This window comes from Singulisphaera rosea (assembly GCF_054877945.1).
The window spans coordinates 439,506-462,144 of sequence record NZ_JBTYIP020000003.1; the positions used below are offsets into that span (position 1 = coordinate 439,506).

The following is a 22,639-nucleotide window of genomic DNA, read 5'->3' on the forward strand; positions in this document are numbered from 1 at the left end:
ACGCCCAAGGCCTGTGATTGTGGCGAACCTCCCCAGCCCTCACAAGTGGGCAAGGCTGACGTGCCTCGGTTCGTCCCCGGCCCCCTGTCACAACGGGGGGGAAAGAAGGGATGTCGGAACTGAGGCCATTGGGCTTGAGACAAATCCTCGGCTCTGCTAATTTCCCCCGCGCACCGGTCCCGAGACCTGTCGCCCGGAATTGTCCGCGGGTCGAGATCGCCCGTCCTGTGTTGGATCCCGCCCCGCGACCGGTCGTCGACGCCCGAATCGCTTCGCCCTGAGGCCAGCCCGGCAAGGAGGCCACTGGCAATGGACCGCCGCAAGGCCATGTTCCTGACGATGCTGATGGGAGGCCTCGCCCCTCGGAGCCTCCTCGCGCAAACCCCGAGCCGCACCGCCTCGACCAAGGCGAGAAAGAAAGATCGCGTCGCCTTAGAACCGGTGCGCGAAGAACACTCGGACGACGAGGAAACGACGTCGGAGGGCCACGAAGCGTCGGCCAACGACGAGGAAATCCCCCCGAATCTCCCGCCCGAACCCGGCCAGCAATGGAAGTCGTTCGACATCTCGAACTACGTCTCCATGGCCACGGGCAAGGAGCACGCCGACCCGCAAAACTCGATCGTCGACTGGATCATCCGGAGGACGACCTCGGCCCCCTGGCACGGCGACAAGATCGCCGTCCTGAGCGCCAGCCGGACCCAGCTCCGCGTCTACAACAACGCGAAGATCATCAAGCAGGTCTCCGAGATCGTCGAGCGATTCTCCAACGCGACCCACAACTACCTCTCGCTCCACGTCCAGTTCATCCGGGCGGTCGACACCCGATGGCGGTCGAATGTCTACTCGCAACTGACGCCGGTCCTCAGCGGCCCGCAGGGGCAGCAGGTCTGGACGCTGAGCGCGGAGAATACGCCCTACGTCCAGTCTCAAATGCTGATCTATCCCGGCTGTGTTCGCTTAGCGAATACGAATGTTTCGATCGTGAACGGTCAGACCATCACCGTCAAGTCGATGGCCAAGCAGAACTACACCGGGAGCATCCAGCGCGATAGTGCGGCCGGGCTCGGCTATCAGCCCCGCGCCGAAGCCCTGGAAGAGGGAGTTTCGCTCCGGATCAGCCCCTTGCTGGCCTTCGACGGTGACAAGATCGACGCCGCGATCGATTTGACCGCCAACACGGTCCGGAACTACCACCGCACGAGCGTCCTCACCCCACGCGAGGTCGGGACTCCCGAGATCACGCTCGAGATCCCCGAAGTCTCCGAAACCCACCTGAACAAGATGGTCAAAGGGTGGCAGCTCGGGCAGACGCTGTTGATCTCGACCGGGATCCATCCCGGGATCCTCCAGCCCAAGACGGGCCTCTTCAATAACCTGCGAATCCCAGGCACCGGCCCCAACAACAACGAGGTCTTGGTCTTCATCGAAGCCAAGGTCGTGGAACGCGAGGCGCCGAAGCTGAAGCGGTCCAAGGCCAAGGACGAAGAGGTGGAGTGATCGGCCGATCCGCTCGACGGCCCGATCTCCCGGCGGTGCCGCCGGGTCGCAGGTCGAGGGTTGAGCCTCCCGTCTTCGCCCGAGGCGTCCCCAAAGGACCGGTCCTTGAGCCCCGGCCGCGGCCCCAACCTGCCTCGCCAGGCGCCCCGGGGGCGTGTATAACAATGGGGCTTCCTCAACGAGTGTACCCGACTCCCCCCGAGGTGCCCGCAACATCATGCAGTCTCCCACGTCTGGTCCGGCGGTCGCCTCGGCTCGAGGTGCGGGCAAGATGCCGAGTGCGGCGACCAGCGCGTTCGCCCTGGCGGTCCTGTTCAGCATGAACTTGCTGAACTACATCGATCGCTACTCGTTCTACGCCGTCGCAACCCAGGTCAAAGCCACGTTGGTGATCAAGGATGTCCGCTACGGCATCCTGAGCTCCGCGTTCATGATCGCCTACACGATCGTCTCGCCCGTGATGGGCTGGCTCGGTGACCGCTACAGCCGTCGGATCATGCTCGCCTTCGGCGTGGGACTCTGGAGCCTGGCGACGGTCGGGACCGCCTTCTCGAATAGCTTCAACGAGATGTTCTTCTGGCGTGCCTTGTTGGGAGTGGGCGAGGCCACCTACGGCGTCATCGCCCCGGCGCTGCTGGCCGACCTTTTCTCGCCCAAGGCCCGAGGCCGGGCGATGGGCGTCTACTATCTGGCCTTGCCGCTCGGCGGGGCCCTGGGATACGGGATCGGCGGCTGGCTCGCGGAGGCCTGGAACTGGCGGGCCGCGTTCCTGGTCGTGGGATTGCCCGGACTGTTCGTGGCCCTCGCCGGGCTCCTGATCCACGACCCGGGCCGAGGCGCCTCGGAAGGGAAGGCCGGGGAGCTCGTCGAGAAGCCTCGGATCCGCGACTACCTCAAGCTCTTCCGGACGCGATCCTTCCTCTATAACACCGCGGGATTGGCGGCCGTCACGTATGCGACCGGCGGATACGCCGTGTTCGGCTCGGAGTTCTATCAGACGGTCCGCGGAATGTCTCCGAAGGACGCCGGCCTGAAGATCGGCGCCCTGACCGCCCTGGCAGGGCTGCTGGGCATCGTGATCGGGACGGGTTTCGCCGACTTCCTGCTCCGGTTCACCCGTCGCGCCTACCTGTTGATGGCCAGCCTCGTCGTTCTCGCCTCGGTTCCGTTCGGAGTCCTCGGGATCCTCAGCCCGGATCAGACGACGTCCCTCGCGTACCTCTTCGGCGCCATGGTCCTGCTCGCGATGGTCCTCGGCCCCTGCAACACGGTCACGGCCAACGTCGTCCCCTCGAACCAGCGCGCCGCGGGATACGCGGTGAGCATCTTCCTGCTCCACCTACTCGGGGACATCAGCTCCCCGATCGCGATCGGAGCCATCTCCGAGTGGTTCGGCAGGGCCAACATCGCCGCATCCCCCGTGGGGCAGGCATTCGCCTCGATCGGAGCCGGAACGACCGGGGACAGCAACCTCACCGTCGGCATGCTCTCGGTCGCCCCCGTCCTCCTGATCGGCTTCGTCTTCTTCCTCCTCGGCTCACGCCACCTCCCCGAAGACCAGGACCGCGCAACCGCGTCGGGAGGCCCCCCGTCTTCCGATGCATTCGTCCGCCATTGAGCGACCGGAAGGTGCGGGGGGGCAGGTCACGTCGAGGGCCCCGGGGCTCGCGAAGCCTTGCGATACCCTACCGCTCCTCCGGAGCTGGGGAACGAACAAGTCAGGACAGACAGACATTCCAAGCAACAATCCGTAGTCGTGCCCTGGGGATGGATGAGGCGAGTTCCTCGAGCGGATCTTGCTCGGATTGCATGCTCCCGATACCTCTCTTGGAATGACTCCTTACAAGCCCGAGGCGCAAGCGAGTGAATCTCATCGAGTGAAATCGAGGAGGATTCACTCGCTTGCGCCTCGGGCTTGTACCGAAGAGTTGCAACTCGAAAGTGGGAGAACTTGTCGCCTGACGGCGTGAGGACCGGGAACGGGCCTTCCGTTTCCCGGTTTCCGAGCTCCGCAGGACCGGCAGAGGGTCTCCCGACGATGAATCCCCAATCCTCCGGGGCGGGATCTCGACACCTCCGTCATTCCCTTTACGGCCGGGGCAATCCTGGAGGCGTCATGTTCTGGGAAGGCAAACGACGAAAAACCCACCCTCTTCATCGAGAGGGCGGGTTTCGGTGTGAGCTTGCCGGTCGGTTGTCGTCGAGGCGTGTGGATTCGCCCTCGACCTCAGTTCGCCTTCGGGTTCAGGTTGGGCGAGCCCGGGAGCGGGGGGAGGGCGGCGGTCTTCTCCGCGTCGGGCGGGACGACCTTGCCCGCGGCCTGGCGGACGGACGGCGACCGGTCGGTCTTGGCCATCTCGGCGAGCCGGCGGCGAACTTCGGGCGAGAGCTTGCTGCTCAAAGCCTCGACGGCGTTGGCGCGGACGCTCTCGTCGGAGTCGTGCGAGAGTTGGAGCAGCCAGACGACGGGGTCGATGTCGGTCCGGTCGCGCAGCAGGGTAATCACCGACGATCGCAGCTCGGGCTTGGGGTGGAAGATCATCCGGCCGAGGTTGATCTGCTCGTTGGTCAGGCCTCGGGTCTTGAGCACGATCTCCGCCATCTCGGGGATGCCCGGCTCGGGATCATACAGGAGCTTGAGGACGGCGTCCTCGCTCAGGAGCGTCCGTCGCCTCGCGAACGAGATGAGGACCTGGCGACGGACTTCCCCGGCGCCTTTACGGGTATCTTCGAGGCAGGCGACCGCGGGCTTCACGACCTCGTCGATCGGCAGGTTCCCCAGGCAGGCGACCGCCGCGGCACGGACCTTCGGCTGGATGTCGCCCAGGCAACGGCCCGTGGCCGAACGGAGCAAGCTCGACTTCCATTCCACCAGCGCATCTTCTTCAAGCGGCTCCGGGGTCTTGCCCGGCGTCCAGCCCCAAAGCTTGCCGACTTCGAGGAGGGCGTTCACCTTCACGTCGATTTCGGGGGCCACCATGCCCGAGATGAAGATGTCGCTCGTAAGCGGCAGGACCTTGGTCCAGGAGGGGGGTGCGGTCTCGACCGAAAATCGGTTCAGGACCTTGGCCGTGACCAAGAGCGCCGTCACCCGGCCGTAGCCCCCGAACTTCGGGAAGCCCGTCCGCACGGCGGAGAGGACGTTGATCCACGACTTCGCCTCGGCCTCCTCGACCGGCAGGACCGGGTCGCCATCCTTCGGCGTGAGCCTCTGGGCCAACGCATTCAGGGCGCGCACATCGCTGTCGCGGAGCGCCGGCACCAGGTCCGCGAGCGGGGTCTTCGCGTCGAAGACGACCGGTTTGGCCTTCGGAGTCGATCGACCGTTGCGGACACCCATGAATGACAACCCGGCTACGATCGCCAAGCCCAGAGCGCTCGCGATCCACAGCCCCGTTCGACGACGTCCCGGCATGCCTTGCCTCCCTGCAAAGACCGAGCGAGTTGCTGACGGACACACCAATTGGCCGGTCATATTAATGATGATCCAAATCCCGGCAAGACCATTTATCCGACTCTTCTCGTCGAAACGATCAGTCTCCCCAAAACCCCTATTTGCCCAACGACCCCAAAAATTGCCCCAATCAGACAGTGACGATCAGGAATCGGGCCAAGACGACCGATCAAAGAACAGGTGAACGCAGGGGGCAGGGGGCGGAGACTCCAACACCCCCTTTGGCGTTCGGCGGTTCTTAGCCTCAACGGAGTTGCCATGTATCCTCCCCTGGACCGTCGAAGGCTGGCGACCTCGATCGTCGGGCTGGCGACGCTTCTCGCCCTCGCGACTTGGGGCGGTCCCGCCGCCTCGGCCGCGACGCGGCAGGTGGACCCGGCGCAGGTCGTCCCGCTCGAGCAGATCGCGCCCGAGATGCGCGAGTCCGTGGCCGAGGTCATCCGAGATAACACCTTCTATCGCAAGGGAGCTCCCGAAACATTCCCTTGCAACCCTCGGATTTATCTCAGCCTCTTGAATGAGCCAGGGATTACCTTGGCCCTTTGGCAAGACTTAGCCACGAGCCCGGTTCGACTCCAGCAGATCGGGCCGAATCGATATCAAGGGACCGACGGCGCGGGGGCGGAGGCGACCTGGGAGTTCGCCCACCGCTCGCCCAAGCTCCACGTCCTGCTCTGCCACCTGAACTACACCAGCCCCAGGGGTGCGGCCCACCTCGAAGGGCGGGTTGTCCTGGTCGTCCACTCCGGCTTCTATCGCGAGGTGAATGGCGAGCAGTGGATCCAGCATGACATCGAGGCCTACGTCAAAGTCGACTCGAAAGGCTGGAAGGCCGTGGCCCGGACCGTCCGACCGCTGATCGAAAAGCTGCTGGAAGACCAGGTGCGGGAGGCCGGCTGGTTCGTCTCGTTGATGGGACGGCTCGTCGCGATGTACCCGAACTGGGCCTGCCAGGTGACGATGAAGCCCTCGGACGTGAGTTCCGAAGTCCGCCAGAAGTTCCGCGACGTCGTGATCCAGACGAAGCGACCAGGGGCATCCACAGGGCGTCCCACCTTGGTGGACAACGGCCAGGCCAACCCAAACCTCAAGCGTCGTTGACGCGACCGGTTGTCAAATGGCACGAGGCGGCTGGGTTTCTCCCTCCGACCGAGGCCGGACTTCGCGAAAGCTCAATCGGGGCGGGCCCGACGCATCTTCCTCCTCGGAGGAACGCGTCGGGCCCGCCCCGATGTCCACCTCGTTTGCCAGAATTCCCCACGTTACTGCGAGGACCCGAGGGATGGGGTTGCAGAAGGGGGGGAGGTTCTCTTCCCAAAAGAGCCGTTCCCCAACTTCCCAAATCGATTTATAATGTCCGCGCTTTGGCCCCTGGCCGAATCCCGGGCATTCGCCCGGTGGAACCTCGAGGCGTCACGTCATCGGCCTCGTTTCGGATCGGATCGTCAAGGAAGACGACCAGGCTCGTCCCAAGGAAGGGAGGCAGGGATGCACCCGAGATTCCGCCCGGCCGTGGCCGCGCTGAAACGCCTGCTGGACGAGTTCCGTCCCGGCCGGCGCAAGGCCGGGCCCGCGCGGGTGCGGCCGCGATTCGCCCCCGGAGTCGGGGCATTGGAGGGCCGCTCCTTGCTCTCCTTCTCGATGAACACGCTCACGGCCGTCCCGAACACGCTCTGGCCGCCGAACGGGCGTTACGTCCCCGTCGTCGTCTCGGGCACGCTCCAGGAATTCACGGTCGTCGGAAATAAACAGGTCTTCAAAGCCCTGTTGGGACCCAAGCAGGCCAATTTCTCGGTGGTCGACGAATACCATCGGGACGAGCCGTCGGCCCCGCTCCGCCTGACCGACCTGGGTCAGGGGAAGTTCTCGTTCTCGTTCACCATCAACCTCCAGGCGAGCCGGGTGACGGAGTACGCGGCCGGTCGGCGCTACTACATCACGGTCGCGGCCAAGGACGTCGATGGCTGGACGGGCAAGACGATCCCCGTGCAGGTCCCGATCAGCCTCACGAACCGCGGGCCCGGCCCCGTCCTGAGCCACAAGGACATCCTGAAGAACAAGGCCGAGAAGATGGCCCAGTTGACGAACCCAACCACGACCACCTGACGTCGCCTGGCCGCTCGACCCTCGCCCCGAACCCGGCCCGCCGTCCCCTCGGACGGCGGGCCGCTTCCTTTTACGGGGTAACGCCCGAGGCCGAAGCCGCAGACAGCCAACGGCTGGTCGGGTAGTCCTTCTTGAGCTGCTGCCAGACCTCCTCGGCGCGGTCGTCTCGCTTCAGCACGCGCCAAAGTCTCGAAATATGAGCCAGAGCCCTCGGGTGCTGCTCCTTGTCCTTGGAGTAGAGGATGTCGGTGTGGAGGTAGGCGTCGAGCGCCTCCTTGGGCTTGCCGGCGGCGGCCAGGCAATCGCCCAGGGTATTGTAGGCGGCGGACTGGGTCGTCACGTCCTCGGGTCCGGCGGCCTTGATGACGGCGCGGACCGCGGCCTCGGCCTCGGCATACTGCTTCTTGCCCGCGAGGCTCTCGGCCTTCGCCAGCATGGCCTCCCGACGACGGACCGAGCCCTCGGCCGCCCCTTTGATGAGGCGGTCGTATTCCTCGATCGCCTTGTCATAATTCCCTTGCTTGGCAAAGACTTTGGCCCTTAAGACCGCGGCACGGTCGGCGCTCTGGGGGAGCTTCGACATCGCGGCGACGGTCTTCTCGACGGCCGGGATGTCCCCCTTCTGGAGTTGGAGCCGGGCAAGGTCGTCGTACGCCTGAACGACCTGCCGGGTGTTGGCGTGCGCCCGCAAATAGGCTTCCAGGAGGCCGACGGCCTCGGTGGCCCGGGATGCGTCGACAAGTGCGAGCTCGGCCAGGGCGTTCGCCTGGAGGAACCGGGCCTCTTGTTGGATGAGCGGCTTGCCCTCTGCCTCGCCCATCGCCTTTTTGTAGAGATCGGCGGCCTCCGCGAGGGCCCCGGCCGACTCACGCGTCTCGGCCTGGATCATGCTCGGGGGCGCGGCGTTGTACGAGACCGAGACGATGTCGCCGGTGGGGACCGTCGTCGAGTTCGCCCCGACCTTCACCACGACCGAGGCGGCCGTCTCGGACTCGATCGTCCCGCGGACCCGCCCCCCGATGGCATTCTTCACGTTCGCGTTCGGGACCAGGACGACCTCGTCGGCGACCGCGGCGGAGGCGGCCAGGACGAGCATCACCAACCCGGCCGGACGGATGCGTCGGACTTTCATCACGCGGGGCTCCTCGGATGTCGGGTCGTTGGATTGATTTTTTGCCACGGATGGAACACGGATCAGAGAAGGCGATTTCTCGACAGATGACACAGATTACCGCAAATAAAATACAAATTTTGATAATTTGTATTTTCTTATCCGTGTTTTATCCGTGTTCCATCCGTGGCTAAAGATTTTTGATTATTTGAGGCTTGCGAGCAGGCTCGTGTACTTCTTCTTGATTTCCGCCCCCCCCACGTTGGGCGAGAGCCTCATCACGCCGCCGAGGATCTGCTTGGCCTTGGCCTTCTGCCCGTCTTTCGAGAGGGCATACGCGACGTGGTACCAGGCGTCGTAATACTCGGGGGGCTTGGTCCTCGCCTTTCCCAGCCGGGGGGCAAGGCCTTGCCAGTAGGCGATCGACGCCTTCCACTTGCTCGAGTCGACCGCGGCCTGGTCCTCGAGCAGCAGACCCTTCTCGATGAGGGGCTCGATCGTCTTGGGGTAATCCTTGAGGAGCCCGGCGACCATGGCCTCGGCAGCGTTGAAATCGCGCTGGCCTCTTAGGGCAGAGGAGAGGGACAGCCGAGTGCGTTGCCGGCGCAAGTCCTTGCCCTCCGAACCGAGGAAGCCGGCGTCCTTATCCGCGGTCTCGAGGATCCGCTTGAAGACCGCGCCGGCCTCCTTCGGATTTTGGAGTTTGAGCATGCTCTCACCGGCCCATTGGAGCGATTCGTAGGTTTGCCCCGCCTTGGCGTCGGCGAGGGCCGCGAGGAATTTCTGGTAAGAGGTGCGGGTCCTCGCCAGGCCGGCGCTGTCGCCCTTGGCCTTCAGCGCGTCCATCTCTTTCTCGAGGAGCTTGCCGAGGTTGTAGTAGAGTTGGGTCAGGTTGTTTCCGCCGCCGGCCTTCTCGAGCGCGGCCATGTCGGCCTGGGCCAGATCGACCTGGCCCGCGCCGATGTGGGCCTTCAGGAGGGTCGCCATCAGCCGCGGGTAGGACGGCCCGGGGGACGCGGCCTGGGCCTTCGCGAGGGGGTCCAGCAGGGCGATCGCCTCGGCCGGCTTGCCGGTCTCGAGGCGGATGTTCGCGATGTCGCACACGTTGCCGACCAGGTCACCGTCGGTTGGCGGCGTACCGGCCTCGCGCCTGGCGGTCAGCGCCGTATTCAGCGTCGCGAGGGCTTTCTTGACTTCCTCGTCGGACTCGGCGGTCTTCCCGGCCCGCAAGAGTGACCGGCTCTGCTCCCAGTGAGACGCCCCCGCCGCCGTCTGCGCCGCGACTCGTCGGGGTGATTTGGGCCGGACCGACTCGTAGGCCTCGATCGCCTCGGTGTACTTGCCCAGGCCATGGGCGATCTGCCCGAGGGTCGTACGGGCGTAGTCCCCTTCCTCCTTGTCCGGCCACGTCGCGACGGTGTACTTCGCGAGATCGATGAGCCGATTGAGGTCGCTGCCGCGGTCGATCTCGACGAACGTGTTGTAAGCCTCGGCCAGCGAGCCGATCCCGAGCTCCGCCGCCTTGGGGCCGAGCGGCTTGAAGGGATAGCGCCGGGCGATGTGCTCGGAGATGACCAGGGCTTCGTAGGGCTGGTGGTTGTTGTAGTAACTGAGCGCCAACCGATGGCGGGGGAGGAGGACCTTGTCGGCGTCCTTGACCGGGTCGGCCCTCCGGATCGCCTGCTTGAGGAGCAGGATCGCCTTGGGCCACTCCTGCGAGGCCATCGCCTCCTCGGCCTGCCCCATCGCCTCGTCGAAGTTCAGCCTCGCCACGTCCTCGAACCGGGCTGCGGCGCTCGGCTTGTTCTCCTTCAGGAGCTTGAGCGCCTCCGCCTTCTGGGGGGAGGTATAGCGGACGATCTGAGAGAGCAGCTCGACGGCCCGCCCCTTGCGGTCGGCCTTCTCCCCGGCCGTCGACGCTTCGGGGATCTGCGCCAGGATCGCCTTGGCCATCTCGAGCCGGACGCCGATGCTGAGACTTAGGCTCGATTTCAGCTCGGCGGCGCTCCCGTACGTCTTGAGCCAACCCTGCGCCCCGAGTTCGGCGAGCGGGTATTCCTTGCGTTTGTTGTAGAGAAGGATCTGGAAGTATCCGACATGCCGCTGGAGCCCGCGGAGCTCGGGGGCATCGTGGCGCATCAGCTCGTTGTAGAGGCCCATCGCCGCCCCGTATTCGCCCTTCTCCTCGTAGCACTTGGCCTGCCACATCCGCGCGGTGAGGCCGGCGTGCATCGTTCGATATCGCTTGTAGATATCATCGAATTGGGTGAGCCCCTTGGTCAGGCTCTCGTTGCGTTCCTTCGAGCCGGCGGGGAACGTCTGCCCCTCCTGATAGTCGACCATCGCCTTCTGAAGCTGGGCCATCATCCTTTCACTGGTAACGCGATTGCGTTCTTCGATGAGATCCGGCTTGTTCTCGGGGATGTGTGGAGGAAAAGAGTTGAAAGCGGCGGTGAGCTTCTCGTCGGCCTGGACATAGGCGTCGCGGGCCTCGCGATACGAGGTGCGGGCCTCGGAGAGGAATCGGGGCTTGTCTTTCTCGTCGGGGTCCTCGGCGCGGATCATCGCGAGGTACCCGCGCTCGACCAGCAAGCTCCCGAGCTTGACGAACGCCTCGGCCGCCTGCGGGTGGGTCGGGTGGTCCTTGGTGAACGCGATGAGCTTGGACCGGGCCTTGTCGAGCATCTCTTTCTGGAGCACGATGTCGGCCGAGGTCGCCGCCTCGGCCGACATCAGCTTCGCCTGCTCGAAGTCGATCTTGAGGCGGAGGTCTTCGGGCGTCTCGGGATTCGCCCGGAGCCGTTCGAGGAACTCTTCGGCCAGGTCGTAGTAGCCGCGTTCGCGAAGCCCCTCGACGAATTTCGCCGCCGTCCTCAAGTCTTCCTGACCCCGGGCCGGGCCGATCGCCACCAGGGACGCGGCGAACCACGCGGCCAGCACAAGCGCACGGCGCATCATGAACGGCTCCTCCCGGCACCCTCGGCGCAGGCCCCCTCGCGGAGCCGTCCCCGCAGGTCGTTCTTTCGTGCACGGATGCATTTCTGCCTAATCCTACGGCGACCCAAACCGCCTCGTCAAGCGGCCGAGGGCCGACTCCGACCGCAAGATCGCCTGCGGCGACTCGGCCCGATCAACCCGATCCGGCCAGCCTCGATGCCACCCTCGGCGTCATCTTTGTGATTCCAGTCGGGATGTCCTGACGTTCCATATTCGCTCGCCGACATGATTCCCGAGACGGGCCGCATCCCCTAGAATCGACTTGGACTGGGCCCTCGACTCGAGCCCATGCCCTCCTAACTGGCGATGCAGGCGGACGATGTTGACCCGGCTGAAAGCCTCGGGATTCAAGAACCTGATCGGCGTCGACGTCTTCGTCCATCGCGACGCCGAGAACCAACCCGCCGAGCGCCGACGCGAAGAGATCGAGCGCGCCATGGCCTCGATCGTGGCCCCGGAGGTCCCTCCTGCAATCTGCGTCATCCCGGTTCGGATGACGGAAGCGTGGCTCCTCTTCGACGAGGGCGCCATACGCAAGGCAGCCGGTAACCCGAACGGCAAGGTCCCTCTGGCACTACCCCGGATGTCCAGGATCGAGCACGAGCCGGATCCCAAGGAAGTTCTCACTCGAATACTGCGCGAGGCAAGTGAACTCAAGGGGCGCCACCTGCGGAAACCCTCGATGATCGGGCAGGCCCGACTCGTGTCGCGATATCTTGATAATTTTAAACCCCTGCGCCAACCCTCCGCATTCCAGGCCCTGGAGGCCGACCTATCACGTCTCGTAAAAGAACGGGGCTGGGACCGGACCGAGTTCGCTTATTGAGGACGAAGCCCCCGGCTTCAGCGTCCTCCGACAGTCACGACGGTGTCGTCCGGTCACTCCGGGGGCCAAGGTAACAGGATACCGAATCCCGGCCTAGTTCTCGGAGTGTACCTTGAGGTAGGCCTCGGCCAGGTTTCTCAGGCCGCCCTCGACGTCGAGCCCCATCGCCTTCCCCTTGGCCACGGCCTCGTCGGGTGACCATCCCTGGGCCTTGGCCTGGTGGATCAGGACGAGGGCGGCGGCGCGGGCCCCCTTGCGGCAGTGGACCATGACCTTGCCCGAACCGGCGTGTCGGTCGAGGAACTCGAGGACCGACTCGACGCCCGCCTTCGTCAACGGGGCGGCGCCGACTCCGTAATGGAGGTAATCCATCCCGAGGCCTCGCACGTGCTCGCCTTCGGCCGCCGTGCCCAGGGGTTGCTCGGGCTCGCCGTCGTTGCGGAGGTTGACGACGCCGACATATCCCTCGCCCTTGAAGGCCTCGATCTCGGGCCCGGACGGTTGATCGCCGATGGTAATCCCCGGCGTGATCTCGCGCTTGAAGTTCATCGCAAACTCTCCCTTCGTGAGGATTTCGATCGTCAGCACCGCGCCAATCGGTTCCCGGTGCGCGCTCGTCGACTGCGACCTTAACCCGCCTCGCCCGCCTCTCACAGCCAGAATTTCCCAAATTCTCGGTTGTGCTTTTCGGACTTTCGCCGATAATACCTACCGTTCGGTATACGGTATACCTACCGTTCGGTATAAGCCGGGCGAGTACGGGCCGAGAGACGGGCGTCCAACCGATGTCGGGGATCGAGTTGACGAACGAAACGACGAGCGAAACCACGAGTGAGGTCGCGCGACACATCGCGCGTGTGGCGGCGAGGTTGTTCGCCACGCAGGGGTACGACGCGACGTCGGTGCGGACGATCGTCGAGGAGGCGGGGGTTACCAAGCCGACGCTTTACTACCACTTCGGCAGCAAGGAAGGACTGGCGCAAGCCCTCTTCCGGTCGCCGATGATCCGCCTCAATGAGGCGTTGCAGAAGATCCTCGACGAGGGGAAAGACCCGGTCGAGATGCTCGTCCAGGTCGTCGAGGCGCGGTTCGCGTTCTGCCGGGAGGATCCCGATTGCACGCGGTTCGTCCTTTCCCTGTTCTTCGGACCCCACGCCTCGGGCCTTGTCGGCGAAATGGAACGATTCAAGGGCGGCGTGGATTGTCAGATGTTCGAGGTCTTTCGCCGAGCCGCCGAGGCGGGCGTGATCGACCCGGACCGGGTCGAGTCGTTCGCCAAGGCGTGCATGGGGCTGATCTTCGTTTCGATCCTGGAGTTCCTGTACAAGAACGGGGAATTGGGGCCTGACCTGGCGGGACGCCTCGTGGGCGACCTGCTGACAGGCTTCGGCACTCCGGAGACCCCCCGCCGGGGAATAGAATCATGAACGCTCGGAAATGGGCGATCGCCCTGGGATTGGCCGGACTGGCGCCGTTCTCGTTCTGCGGATGCGGCCACGAGGCCGTCGAGTCGACGGCCAAGGCGAGCACCGCCCCCAAGCCCGTGCCCGTGACCGTCGCCCCGCTCGAGTACCGGCCGGTCGAGCGGACCGTCGAGGCCGTCGGGACGCTCAGGGGCTGGGAAGACGTGACCGTCGGCTCCAAGAAGGAGGGACGCGTTCTCAAGGTCTTCCACGACATGGGAGACCGGATCAAGCCGGGCGAGATCCTCATCGAGCTCGAGCCGATCGACGCCGACCTCTCGATCAAGAAGGCCGAGCGGGAACTCCAGGCCGAGCTCGCCAAGCTCGGGCTCAAGGAGGTCCCTCGAGAGGGCCAGTTCGACGTGTCGACCGTGCCTTCGGTCGTCCAGGCCAAGCTCACGCTCGAGCGTTACGAACAGAATCTCGCGAGGGAACGCTCGCTCACCCGCCGGAACGCGGGGACGACGCAGGACCTCCAGAACGCCGAGAACGACGAGCAGGCCGGGAAGGCCACCCTGGCCAACGCAATCCTCAACGCGAACGCGACCCTGGCGAACGCGAAGTCGAGCCAGGTCGCGGTCGAGGTCGTCAAGCAGGCGAGGCGCGACATGGATATTCACGTCCCGCTCCCATCGAAACGGGCCCCAGGGGTCACCGAGGAGGTCTCGTACGCCCTCGTCCGACGTTCGGTCTCCGAAGGGCAGATGCTCAAATCGGGGGACCCGATCGCCGAGCTGGTGATCGAAAACCCGCTGAAGCTCTGGGCGAACGTCCCCGAGCGTTTCAGCGCCGACGTCAAGCTCGGCCAGCCGGCCCGGATGAGCCTGGCCTCGCACCCGACGATGGCCATCCAGGGGACGGTCGCTCGAATCAACCCGTCGATCGACGCGGTGAACCGGACGTTCCAGGTCGAGATCACCATCCCCAACAACCGAGGCCTCTTCCGCCCCGGCGGATTCGCGAAGGCCTCGATCCTGACCGACCAGAACTCGCGGGCGACGGTCGTCCCCCTCGAGTCGGTCGTCAAGTATGCCGGGGTCACGAAGCTGTTCGTCGTCGAGGGGACGAAGGCCCGCGCCATCAACGTCGAAACCGGACTGGAGGGGTCGGGGTGGGTCGAGATCATCGGTGCCCTCCCGGCCGAAGCCCGCGTGGTGACGACCGGCCAGACCCAACTCGCCGACGGCACCGAGGTCGTCGTCCGAACCCCCGAGACGTCGAAGCCCGAAACGCCGAAGGCCGCGGAGCCGCCTAAGGCCGCCCCGAGTCCGGCGGGCTGACGGGATCCGGGAGGTCCCGCGGGTTGGGGTACCAACTCGTGGAACCTGGCTCTCAGGACCCGGTCCTGAAACCTGTTTTCTTCTTAGGAAACGGGTTTCTGCCGGGAGCCACGACGCCATCCCCGCGTGGGGTTGTCGATGCCGAGAGCGTCAGGAACCCGTTTTTTTAAGGAAAAAAACAGGTTTCGAGAGAAACAGCTAACGTCCCCAATGAATTGCTAGCATGAAAATGTCCGGTTTTGTGCACATCTCGAAATTCGGATGAAACTCGGGTAAGGCGGACGAAGTACGTCCTGCGCGCCCTCTCCGCCGCCGAAGAGGGCGTCACTCGCCGAGAGTCGAGGGCCGGACGGCCCGAGACGCAGGCGGATCACCGGTGGGCGGATCCCACCCGACGAATCGCGAAGGCGAAGGCCCCGGGCCCGCCCGGGTCGGACCCCGGCCGCATCCCGGCCCCCCATTTCAGGTTGAGGTCGTCCCATGACCATCTCCGATCTCTGCATCAAACGGCCCGTCTTCACCTGGGTCCTCGTGGCGATCCCGGTCGTGCTGGGCCTCGTCTCCTACGACCGACTCGGCGTCGACCTCTTCCCCGACGTCGACTTCCCCGTCTGCACCGTGACCACGGTCCTCACCGGCGCGAGCGTCGAGGAGATGGAGACCTCGGTCACCAAGCCACTCGAAGACATCATCAACACCGTGAGCGGGATCGAGGAGCTCCGGTCGACGACCCAGGAAGGGGTCTCGACGATCACGGTGGAGTTCCAGCTCTCGAAGAACGGCAACGTCGGGGTCCAGGAGGTCCGTGACAAGGTCAACACGATCCTGGCCGACCTGCCGGACGGGACCGAGTCGCCGATCATCGACAAGTTCGACACCGGCTCGATCCCCGTGATGACGATCGCCATCTCCGGCCGCCGCGACTTCCGCGAGGTCACCGAGATCGCGCGGAAGCGGATCAAGGAACGGCTCGAGACGGTGGGCGGCGTCGGCGCGGTCTCGCTCGTCGGCGGCCGGGTCCGGGCCATGAACGTCGTGGTCGACACGAACAAGCTCGCCGGCTTCGGCCTCTCGGTCGAGGACGTCCGCTTCGCCCTCGTGCGTCAGAACCTTGAGGTCCCCGGCGGCCGGATCGACCAGGGCCCTCGCGAATTGGTCCTGCGGACGCTCGGCCGGATCCGGACCGCCGTCGAGTTCAACGACCTGATCGTCGCCAACCGCAAGGGCTACCCGATCCGGATCCGCGACATCGGCCGCGCGGTGGACTCGTACGAGGAACCCCGCACGCTCGCCAGGCTCGACGGCGTCAACGCCGTCAGCCTCGTGATCCAGAAGCAGTCGGGCTCGAACACGGTCAAGGTCTCCGACGCCGTCAAGGAACGGCTCGAGTTGGTCAAGGCCACCCTCCCGGGCGACATCACCACCGAGATCATCCGCGACCAGTCGCGGTTCATCAAAAAATCCATCGAAGAGGTGAAGTTCCACCTGCTGCTCGCCGCGGCGTTGGTGTCGGCGACGATCCTCCTCTTCATCCGAGACTGGCGCACGACCGTCATCGCCACGCTGGCGATCCCGACGTCGATCATCCCAACCTTCATGTTCATGAGCTATATGGGGTTCACGCTCAACAACATCACGATGTTGGGCCTGATCCTGGCGATCGGGATCGTGATCGACGACGCGGTGGTCGTCCACGAGAACATCTTCCGGCACATGGAAGAAGACGGCATGGACGCGATGGAGGCGTCGAGGGTCGGCACCCGCGAGATCGCGCTGCCGGTGCTGGCGACGAGCCTCTCGCTGGTCGTGATCTTCGTGCCGATCGCATTCATGGGGGGGATCGTCGGCCGGTTCTTCTCGAGCTTCGGCCTGACGGTCGCCTTCGCGATCATGATGAGCCTGTTCGTCTCGTTCACCCTGACGCCGATGCTCTGCAGCCGCTTCCTCAAGCTCGACCCGAGCGAGGCGGGGCACGCCAAGAGCAAGTCGGGCTTCATCTACCGGCTGATCGACGTCGGCTACGGGCTGACGCTCCGAGGAGCCCTGCGGTTCAAGCCAATCGTTGTCTTGATCACGATCGGCGTGATCATCAGCACGGTGCCGATCGCGGGGATCATGGGGGTCTCGCTCATCCCCCGCGACGACCAGAGCGAGTTCGAGGTCAGCATCACCACGCCCGAAGGGTATAGCCTCGAGCGGACGAGTTCGCTCTGCGCGGAGCTCGAGTCGAGGCTGCGCAAGCTCAAGGGGACGAGACACCTCTTCACCACGATCGGCCAGGCGACGGGCGGGCGGGTCGTGAAGGGGCAGGGGGACGTGACCCGGGCGACGGTCTACGTCCGGATGGTCGACCTGGCCGGGCGCGACTACAGCCAGTTCGTGATCCAGCAGGAGGCCCGCGACATGTTGCTGGATTACCCCGACCTCCGCGCCAGCGTGAACGACGTCTCGCCCTTCCAGGGTGGGCGTCGGCCGCAGACCTTCCAGGTGAGCCTGTCCGGCCCCGACATCAACGGCCTCGCCGACTATGCGGACAAGCTGGTCCGGAAGCTCAAGGCGAAGCAGGGGTTGGTCGACCTCGACACGACGGTCTCGCTCCGCAAGCCCGAGGTCCAGGTGATCGTCGACCGCGAGCGGGCGAGCGACCTCGGGATCGAGGTCGGCCTGATCGCCGACACGCTCCGGATCCTGGTCGGCGGGATGCCGATCTCGAAGTTCCGCGACGGCGCCGAGCAGTACGACGTCTGGCTCCGCGCCGAGGCGGCCGACCGGTCGACGAGCCGGGACCTCTACCAGCTCAAGCTCCCCTCGCCGGTCGCCGGCCTGGTCGACCTCTCGAGCATGGCGAAGCTCGTCGACGAGCGCGGGCCGACCGAGATCGAACGACTCAGCCGCGAACGCATCGTGACCGTGCTCGGCAACCCCGAGGGGATCCCCCTGGGCGAGGCCGTCGCCAGGGCCGAGGCCGCGATCAAGGAGCTGGATTTGCCCAAGCAATACTCGTTCATCTTCACCGGTCAGGCGAAGACGATGGGCGAGACGGGCAAATACTTCCTGATCGCCTTCGGACTCTCGATCCTGTTCATGTTCATGATCCTGGCCGCCCAGTTCGAAAGCTGGACCCAGCCGATCTCGATCCTGATGGCCCTGCCGGTGACCGTCCCGTTCGGCCTGCTCTCGCTGGTCTTCTTCCGGACGCCGATGGACCTCTACGCGATGTTCGGGCTGTTCATGCTCATCGGGATCGTCAAGAAGAACGGGATCCTCCAGGTCGACGCGACGAACCAACTCCGGGCCAAGGGCGTCCCGCGCCACGACGCGATCATCGAGGCGAACCACACCCGGCTCCGGCCGATCCTGATGACAACGGTCATGCTGGTCGCGGCGATGGTGCCCATCGCCCTGGGCCAAGGCCCAGGCGCCGGGGCCCGGGCGAGCATGGCCAAAGTCATCATCGGCGGCCAGATGCTCTCGCTCCTCCTGGCGCTCCTCGTGACCCCGGTCTTCTACGCCCTGATCGACATGTGGGTGAACTTCACCCGGCGCATCGGGATTCGCTTCTCGGTCGCGCCCACCGCCCCCCGCGAGGCCAGGCCCTCGCCGGAGCTCGAGGCCGTGCATGGCGCCTCTTGATCGAGGCCCTCTCGTAACATCAACCCACCTCGCCGCCGCAGGGACTGATCCCGGGATGGATGGCCCGTCCCCCTCATGAGTGGGGGGGGCGGGCCTCTCGCGTTCATGGAGTCGCCTTGCGTGTACGGGAGAATTCAAGCTCCCGTGCATTCTGGCTCTGGCCACCCCGGCGGAACCTCGCCGATCGGCAGGGACGGCTGGCCACGAATCCTATCTTATTAAGACACACCCGGCGGAGTGATTTCCGCCCGATCCGAGCGTCTGTCGTACCCTCCACGGGTCTCTGCACGCACGTACGCATCGATTGAAGACGAATCGAGTTCGCCCTCAAATTTATTTTCCGGGACGTTTCCCCACGCGAGGCCGCATGGACATAGCCGCATTCGAGCATGACGGATCCAGGGATCTCACGCATAAGTTGTCTTAATTAACATCGGATGCTGCTTCCGGAGAGTTCGCCGCAACTCGTTCGTCGTGCGAAACTTTTGTTCCTGCTCATTTCATGACAACTGCACCCGGACAGCTGTCGAATCGGCCACGACCCGGGGGCCGCCTGTTTACAGGGCTCCGAGGCCCCGCAGGTCGGTTGAAGTCAAACGGCGGCCGTTGGGCCCGGAAATCTCTTGATTTTTTCAGACTACTTCCTTGGGGGTCCTTGACCGGGCCTAAATCCGCAGATACTATCCCCAGTGCATTGTCACGCTACGAAGACCAGTTAACCGTATTCAGTGGTCCCCCCACCTCTCGCGAATTCGGCGCTGGCTCTGCACTTTCTTTGTGAAGTAATGCGATCGACCCAGGTTGATTCACGCTAGCCGTCTGGCCGCGTCGACAGCGTCCTGCGCTTTCGTACTCGCCGATGGCCCGCAGTGAATCGCGCCCGTCCCTTCCGCTGTATCGATTAGTGCAGACATCGTTTCACCTCGATTTCGAGGTGTGGGGCACTCATCAATTCTGAGGCTACGAGGATCGATTCATGTTCTTTCGTTCGCGGGTTCGCAGTCGCGGTTTCACCCTGATCGAGCTCCTCGTCGTGATCGCGATCATCGCGGTCCTCATCGCGCTGCTGCTGCCGGCCGTCCAGGCGGCCCGCGAAGCGGCGAGGCGGATCCAGTGCACCAACAACCTGAAGCAGATCGGGTTGGGCATTCACAACTACATTAGCTCGCAAGACATGTTCCCCCCGTCGGCCGTCAAGGGCGGCTGGGCGTTCACCGGCAACGGCATGACCTGGAGGGCGGCGATCCTGCCCCAGATGGAGTTGGGCAACCAGTTCAACACCATCAACTTCAGCCTCCAGCTCAACGAGAGCCCCGGCCCGGCGATGATGACGATCTGGTACACGAGCTTCAACGTCTTCCTCTGCCCCTCCGACGGACAGGGCCAGGCGCCGGCGGGCTACGTCCCCTACGGCGATAACGGCACCTACTCGGTCATCACCCCGCCGGACCCGAACCGGAACTATGTCCCGGTCTCGAACTACCTGATGAGCTTCGGTGACAACTACGCCATCGGCCCGTTGACCGCCACCGCGAATCCCTGGGAGACCCCCGTCGGGGCCACGACCAACCCCCGGATCGGCTTCAACGGCTTCTGGGGCACGACGGACACCAGCGGGACGATGCGGGCCTTCGCCGACTACCGTGACGGCCAGACCGCGACGATCGCCTCGGTGACCGACGGCACCAGCAACACGCTGATCGTCGGCGAGGGCCTCCCCTCGGACGACCCGAACAACGAGATGTGGGGCTTCACCGGTGGCGCGGCGGGCGTGACGGTGCCCATCAACTGGAACACCAGCAAGCTCAAGCCGGCTTGCACCGACGGCGGCGGCTACGGCTCGTCCGACTGGAACTGCCGGTTCAGCTACGCCGCCCGAGGCTTCAAGAGCCGACACCCCGGCGGGGCCAACTTCCTCTTCGCCGACGGCTCGGTTCGGTTCCTCAAGAACTCGGTCAACCGCGTGACCTACGCGGCCCTCGGCAGCCGCAACGGCGGCGAAGTGATCAGCGCCGACGCCTATTGATCGTCGACTCATCGCCCGAGGTCGCGGCGGGGTTCGCCCTGCCCGCGGCCTCGGCTTTATTTTGGGATTTGGCCCCTTCCGATCGGGCCATACCACTGGCGACCGACCGCCCGTCCCGACTTTTCCTTCCGAAGGTCAGTCCTCGGACATTGCCCCTCGTCGAGAAGTGAATCGGACAACGTCAGGGCAGGGGCGGTCTCTTGGGAATTGCAGGGTTCCGACATGAAACGGCAATGGAATCTCAGCTCGCTCGCGACCTCGTCCGCCATCGCAATCGCCGCATTCGCCGCGCCGGGGTGCGGTGATGACGGCCTGGGGACGCGCTACTCCGTGTCGGGTAAGGTGCTGTACAAGGGCGAGCCGGTGAAGAAGGCGAACATCAGCTTCATCCCCACCTCGCCGGATGGGCGCGGGGCCACCGGATCCGTCCAGGACGGTTACTACTCGCTGACGACGCTCACCCCCGGAGACGGCGCCCTGCCCGGGTCGTACAAGGTGACGGTGGACGACCGGCAAGTCGACTCGAACCAGGTCCAAACCGACTCCAACGCCCTCGCCAAGAAGCGAGGCGTGACTTACAACGCGATCCCCCAGGAGCTCCAGATCAAGGCCGCCAAGAAGGCAAAGGGTGCCCTCCCGGGCAAGTATCAGATTGCCGAGACCTCCGACCTCCAGAAGGACGTGAAAGCCGAGTCGAACACGATCGACATCAACCTGGCGGACTGAGTGTCCGTCTCGAACCACGGCCCTCGAAACCCGGTTTTTCCTGAAAAACCGGGTTTCGAGACGGGGACGGACACCGACGACTTCAACGCCTCTCCCATCCCCCTCCCACCGAATTCCCCTCGACCAATCCCCCGGCACGAATCCCCCCACCCGCGACCCATTTCCCGATCGCTACGAACTCGAATCGACTAGCCGCGCCCAGTCCGCACCATCCTGGCATTCGAGGACAAGGTTCGGACATCTCGCGACGCGATTCTTATCGGCCTTGGTTTTGCATATCCTGTTCGTGGCGAGAGTTGCCGCCGTCGACCGCCGCCCTCCAACAGGATTACCGCGATGCCAAGACTCGAGATGACCCCCGGCCCCTCGTCCAATTCGACCGTGGATCTCCCGGTGAAGGGCCAGACGGCGAGGCAACGGGTCAGGTTGGAACACGGGGCGATGACGCATCCCGGGAAGGTCCGGAAGAATAACGAAGACCACTTCCTGGTCGCTCGTTTGGCGAAGGCGATGACGGTCTGCTCGACGAGCCTCCCGGGAGCGGGCGGCACCCACTTCTCGGACGAAGAGGGATACTTGATGGTCGTGGCCGACGGCATGGGGGGGGCCGCCGCGGGAGAGACCGCGAGCGCCCTGGCCGTCGAGAGCGTCGAGCGCTTCGTCCTGGACACGCTCAAGTGGTTCCTCCACCTCGAAGGGCTCGAGGAGCACGCCCTGTTCGCCGAGCTCCGCCAGGGACTCGAGCGGGCCGACCGCACCGTCTTCGAGCGGGCGAAGGCCGACGTGACCTTGCACGGTATGGGCACGACGCTGACGATGGCCTACAGCATTGCAACCGACATCTTCATCGTCCACGCGGGCGACTCTCGAGCCTATCTCCTCCGCGACGGCCTCCTCGAGCAGATCACGAGCGACCACACGCTCGTCCAGGTCCTCGTCAACGGCGGTGCTCTCAAGCCCGAGGACGCCAGGAAGCACAAGAGCCGGAACATCGTGACGAACGTGATCGGCGGCCCTCGCGCCGGGGTCTTCGCCGAGATCCACAAGCTCAGCGTGAACGATGGCGACGTCCTCCTCCTGTGCTCGGACGGCCTGTCCGAGCCCGTGGATGACGACACGATCGCCAAGGCCCTCGAAGATCATCCCGACCCGAGCGAGGCCTGTGCGAGGCTGGTGGATCTCGCCCTCGAGCGAGGAGGTCCGGATAACGTGACCGCGATCGCCGCTCGCTACCGGGTTGGATGATCCCCAGTCCGCTCGAAAGCACCCGGGCAGGACGCCCGACCTGCCGGCCCTTGTCGAGGATCGCCTCGACGCGCGTGCGGTCAGCCCGGGGATCCCCTGGGATCGCGCCGGAATTCCAGGGAGGATCGAAATCTTCGGTCGAGCTTCCCCCGATCCCTCGCCTTTTGGGCAACGGCCGGGATGCGCGGGGGCCGATGCCAATGACCGAAGCACGTGGCCTACTCCCGGCCCCGATGAGGTTTCGCCCCCATCACTCGCGTCGCCCGGCCGCC

At 64.9% G+C, this 22,639-nt stretch carries 15 protein-coding genes; 11 read left to right on the top strand and 4 right to left on the bottom strand.

Annotation, left to right across the window (positions count from 1 at the left end; translation table 11 throughout):
- Positions 1–309: 309 nt before the first annotated feature.
- Both ACYOEI_RS08030 and ACYOEI_RS08035 read left to right on the top strand, forming a co-directional pair.
- Positions 310–1,500, top strand: a complete 1,191-nt coding sequence (locus tag ACYOEI_RS08030; RefSeq protein WP_462848871.1) for a hypothetical protein — start codon at positions 310–312, stop codon at positions 1,498–1,500.
- Positions 1,501–1,717: 217 nt separating this feature from the next.
- Positions 1,718–3,118: a spinster family MFS transporter gene (locus ACYOEI_RS08035; RefSeq protein WP_462848872.1), complete on the top strand. Its 1,401-nt coding sequence runs from the start codon at positions 1,718–1,720 to the stop codon at positions 3,116–3,118.
- Positions 3,119–3,727: 609 nt separating this feature from the next.
- On the opposite strand, the gene ACYOEI_RS08040 is transcribed toward ACYOEI_RS08035, so the two are convergent.
- Complete coding sequence (locus ACYOEI_RS08040; protein WP_462848873.1) at positions 3,728–4,915, bottom strand: HEAT repeat domain-containing protein; 1,188 nt, start codon at positions 4,913–4,915, stop codon at positions 3,728–3,730.
- Positions 4,916–5,212: 297 nt separating this feature from the next.
- Here ACYOEI_RS08040 and ACYOEI_RS08045 point away from each other — a divergent pair, with 297 nt between their 5' ends.
- A complete protein-coding gene (locus tag ACYOEI_RS08045; RefSeq protein ID WP_462848874.1) occupies positions 5,213–6,055 on the top strand; it encodes a hypothetical protein in 843 nt (280 codons plus the stop codon).
- A gap of 387 nt (positions 6,056–6,442) precedes the next feature.
- On the top strand, positions 6,443–7,060 hold the full coding sequence (locus tag ACYOEI_RS08050; RefSeq protein ID WP_462848875.1) for a hypothetical protein: 618 nt from the start codon (positions 6,443–6,445) through the stop codon (positions 7,058–7,060).
- Between the two features lie 70 nt (positions 7,061–7,130).
- On the opposite strand, the gene ACYOEI_RS08055 is transcribed toward ACYOEI_RS08050, so the two are convergent.
- Both ACYOEI_RS08055 and ACYOEI_RS08060 read right to left on the bottom strand, forming a co-directional pair.
- Positions 7,131–8,192: a tetratricopeptide repeat protein gene (locus ACYOEI_RS08055; protein WP_462848876.1), complete on the bottom strand. Its 1,062-nt coding sequence runs from the start codon at positions 8,190–8,192 to the stop codon at positions 7,131–7,133.
- A 183-nt stretch (positions 8,193–8,375) separates the two neighbouring features.
- Positions 8,376–11,129, bottom strand: coding sequence for an outer membrane protein assembly factor BamD (locus ACYOEI_RS08060; RefSeq protein WP_462848877.1), 2,754 nt, complete (start codon positions 11,127–11,129; stop codon positions 8,376–8,378).
- Positions 11,130–11,487: 358 nt separating this feature from the next.
- On the opposite strand from ACYOEI_RS08060, the gene ACYOEI_RS08065 reads away from it, so the two are divergent.
- Entirely contained in the window at positions 11,488–11,994 is a 507-nt protein-coding gene (locus tag ACYOEI_RS08065; RefSeq protein ID WP_462848878.1) for a hypothetical protein, read from the top strand.
- Between the two features lie 93 nt (positions 11,995–12,087).
- On the opposite strand, the gene ACYOEI_RS08070 is transcribed toward ACYOEI_RS08065, so the two are convergent.
- Complete coding sequence (locus tag ACYOEI_RS08070; protein ID WP_462848879.1) at positions 12,088–12,543, bottom strand: protein tyrosine phosphatase family protein; 456 nt, start codon at positions 12,541–12,543, stop codon at positions 12,088–12,090.
- A gap of 251 nt (positions 12,544–12,794) precedes the next feature.
- Here ACYOEI_RS08070 and ACYOEI_RS08075 point away from each other — a divergent pair, with 251 nt between their 5' ends.
- The 6 genes from ACYOEI_RS08075 (at position 12,795) to ACYOEI_RS08100 (ending at position 22,367) form a co-directional block, all read left to right on the top strand.
- Positions 12,795–13,421, top strand: a complete 627-nt coding sequence (locus tag ACYOEI_RS08075; RefSeq protein WP_462848880.1) for a TetR/AcrR family transcriptional regulator — start codon at positions 12,795–12,797, stop codon at positions 13,419–13,421.
- Positions 13,418–14,737, top strand: coding sequence for an efflux RND transporter periplasmic adaptor subunit (locus ACYOEI_RS08080; protein WP_462848881.1), 1,320 nt, complete (start codon positions 13,418–13,420; stop codon positions 14,735–14,737). Before ACYOEI_RS08075 ends, ACYOEI_RS08080 begins: the two co-directional genes overlap by 4 nt.
- A 480-nt stretch (positions 14,738–15,217) precedes the next feature.
- A complete protein-coding gene (locus ACYOEI_RS08085; RefSeq protein WP_462848882.1) occupies positions 15,218–18,370 on the top strand; it encodes an efflux RND transporter permease subunit in 3,153 nt (1,050 codons plus the stop codon).
- A 976-nt stretch (positions 18,371–19,346) separates the two neighbouring features.
- Positions 19,347–20,396 (top strand): DUF1559 family PulG-like putative transporter, encoded by a 1,050-nt coding sequence (locus ACYOEI_RS08090; protein WP_462848883.1) that lies wholly within the window; start codon positions 19,347–19,349, stop codon positions 20,394–20,396.
- 222 nt (positions 20,397–20,618) lie between these two features.
- Positions 20,619–21,122 carry a peptidase associated/transthyretin-like domain-containing protein gene (locus ACYOEI_RS08095; protein WP_462848884.1) on the top strand — a complete coding sequence of 168 codons (504 nt, stop codon included), beginning with the start codon at positions 20,619–20,621 and terminating at the stop codon, positions 21,120–21,122.
- 336 nt (positions 21,123–21,458) lie between these two features.
- Complete coding sequence (locus tag ACYOEI_RS08100) at positions 21,459–22,367, top strand: PP2C family protein-serine/threonine phosphatase (protein WP_462848885.1); 909 nt, start codon at positions 21,459–21,461, stop codon at positions 22,365–22,367.
- The last annotated feature ends 272 nt before the right edge of the window (positions 22,368–22,639 follow it).

What these genes read in the sequence shown, in the direction of transcription:
- ACYOEI_RS08030 (WP_462848871.1), top strand. Translation starts at nt 310, where the DNA reads ATGGACCGCCGCAAGGCCATGTTCCTGACGATGCTGATGGGAGGCCTC.
- ACYOEI_RS08035 (WP_462848872.1), top strand. Translation starts at nt 1,718, where the DNA reads ATGCAGTCTCCCACGTCTGGTCCGGCGGTCGCCTCGGCTCGAGGTGCG.
- ACYOEI_RS08040 (WP_462848873.1), bottom strand. Translation starts at nt 4,915, where the DNA reads ATGCCGGGACGTCGTCGAACGGGGCTGTGGATCGCGAGCGCTCTGGGC.
- ACYOEI_RS08045 (WP_462848874.1), top strand. Translation starts at nt 5,213, where the DNA reads ATGTATCCTCCCCTGGACCGTCGAAGGCTGGCGACCTCGATCGTCGGG.
- ACYOEI_RS08050 (WP_462848875.1), top strand. Translation starts at nt 6,443, where the DNA reads ATGCACCCGAGATTCCGCCCGGCCGTGGCCGCGCTGAAACGCCTGCTG.
- ACYOEI_RS08055 (WP_462848876.1), bottom strand. Translation starts at nt 8,192, where the DNA reads ATGAAAGTCCGACGCATCCGTCCGGCCGGGTTGGTGATGCTCGTCCTG.
- ACYOEI_RS08060 (WP_462848877.1), bottom strand. Translation starts at nt 11,129, where the DNA reads ATGATGCGCCGTGCGCTTGTGCTGGCCGCGTGGTTCGCCGCGTCCCTG.
- ACYOEI_RS08065 (WP_462848878.1), top strand. Translation starts at nt 11,488, where the DNA reads ATGTTGACCCGGCTGAAAGCCTCGGGATTCAAGAACCTGATCGGCGTC.
- ACYOEI_RS08070 (WP_462848879.1), bottom strand. Translation starts at nt 12,543, where the DNA reads ATGAACTTCAAGCGCGAGATCACGCCGGGGATTACCATCGGCGATCAA.
- ACYOEI_RS08080 (WP_462848881.1), top strand. Translation starts at nt 13,418, where the DNA reads ATGAACGCTCGGAAATGGGCGATCGCCCTGGGATTGGCCGGACTGGCG.
- ACYOEI_RS08085 (WP_462848882.1), top strand. Translation starts at nt 15,218, where the DNA reads ATGACCATCTCCGATCTCTGCATCAAACGGCCCGTCTTCACCTGGGTC.
- ACYOEI_RS08090 (WP_462848883.1), top strand. Translation starts at nt 19,347, where the DNA reads ATGTTCTTTCGTTCGCGGGTTCGCAGTCGCGGTTTCACCCTGATCGAG.
- ACYOEI_RS08095 (WP_462848884.1), top strand. Translation starts at nt 20,619, where the DNA reads ATGAAACGGCAATGGAATCTCAGCTCGCTCGCGACCTCGTCCGCCATC.
- ACYOEI_RS08100 (WP_462848885.1), top strand. Translation starts at nt 21,459, where the DNA reads ATGCCAAGACTCGAGATGACCCCCGGCCCCTCGTCCAATTCGACCGTG.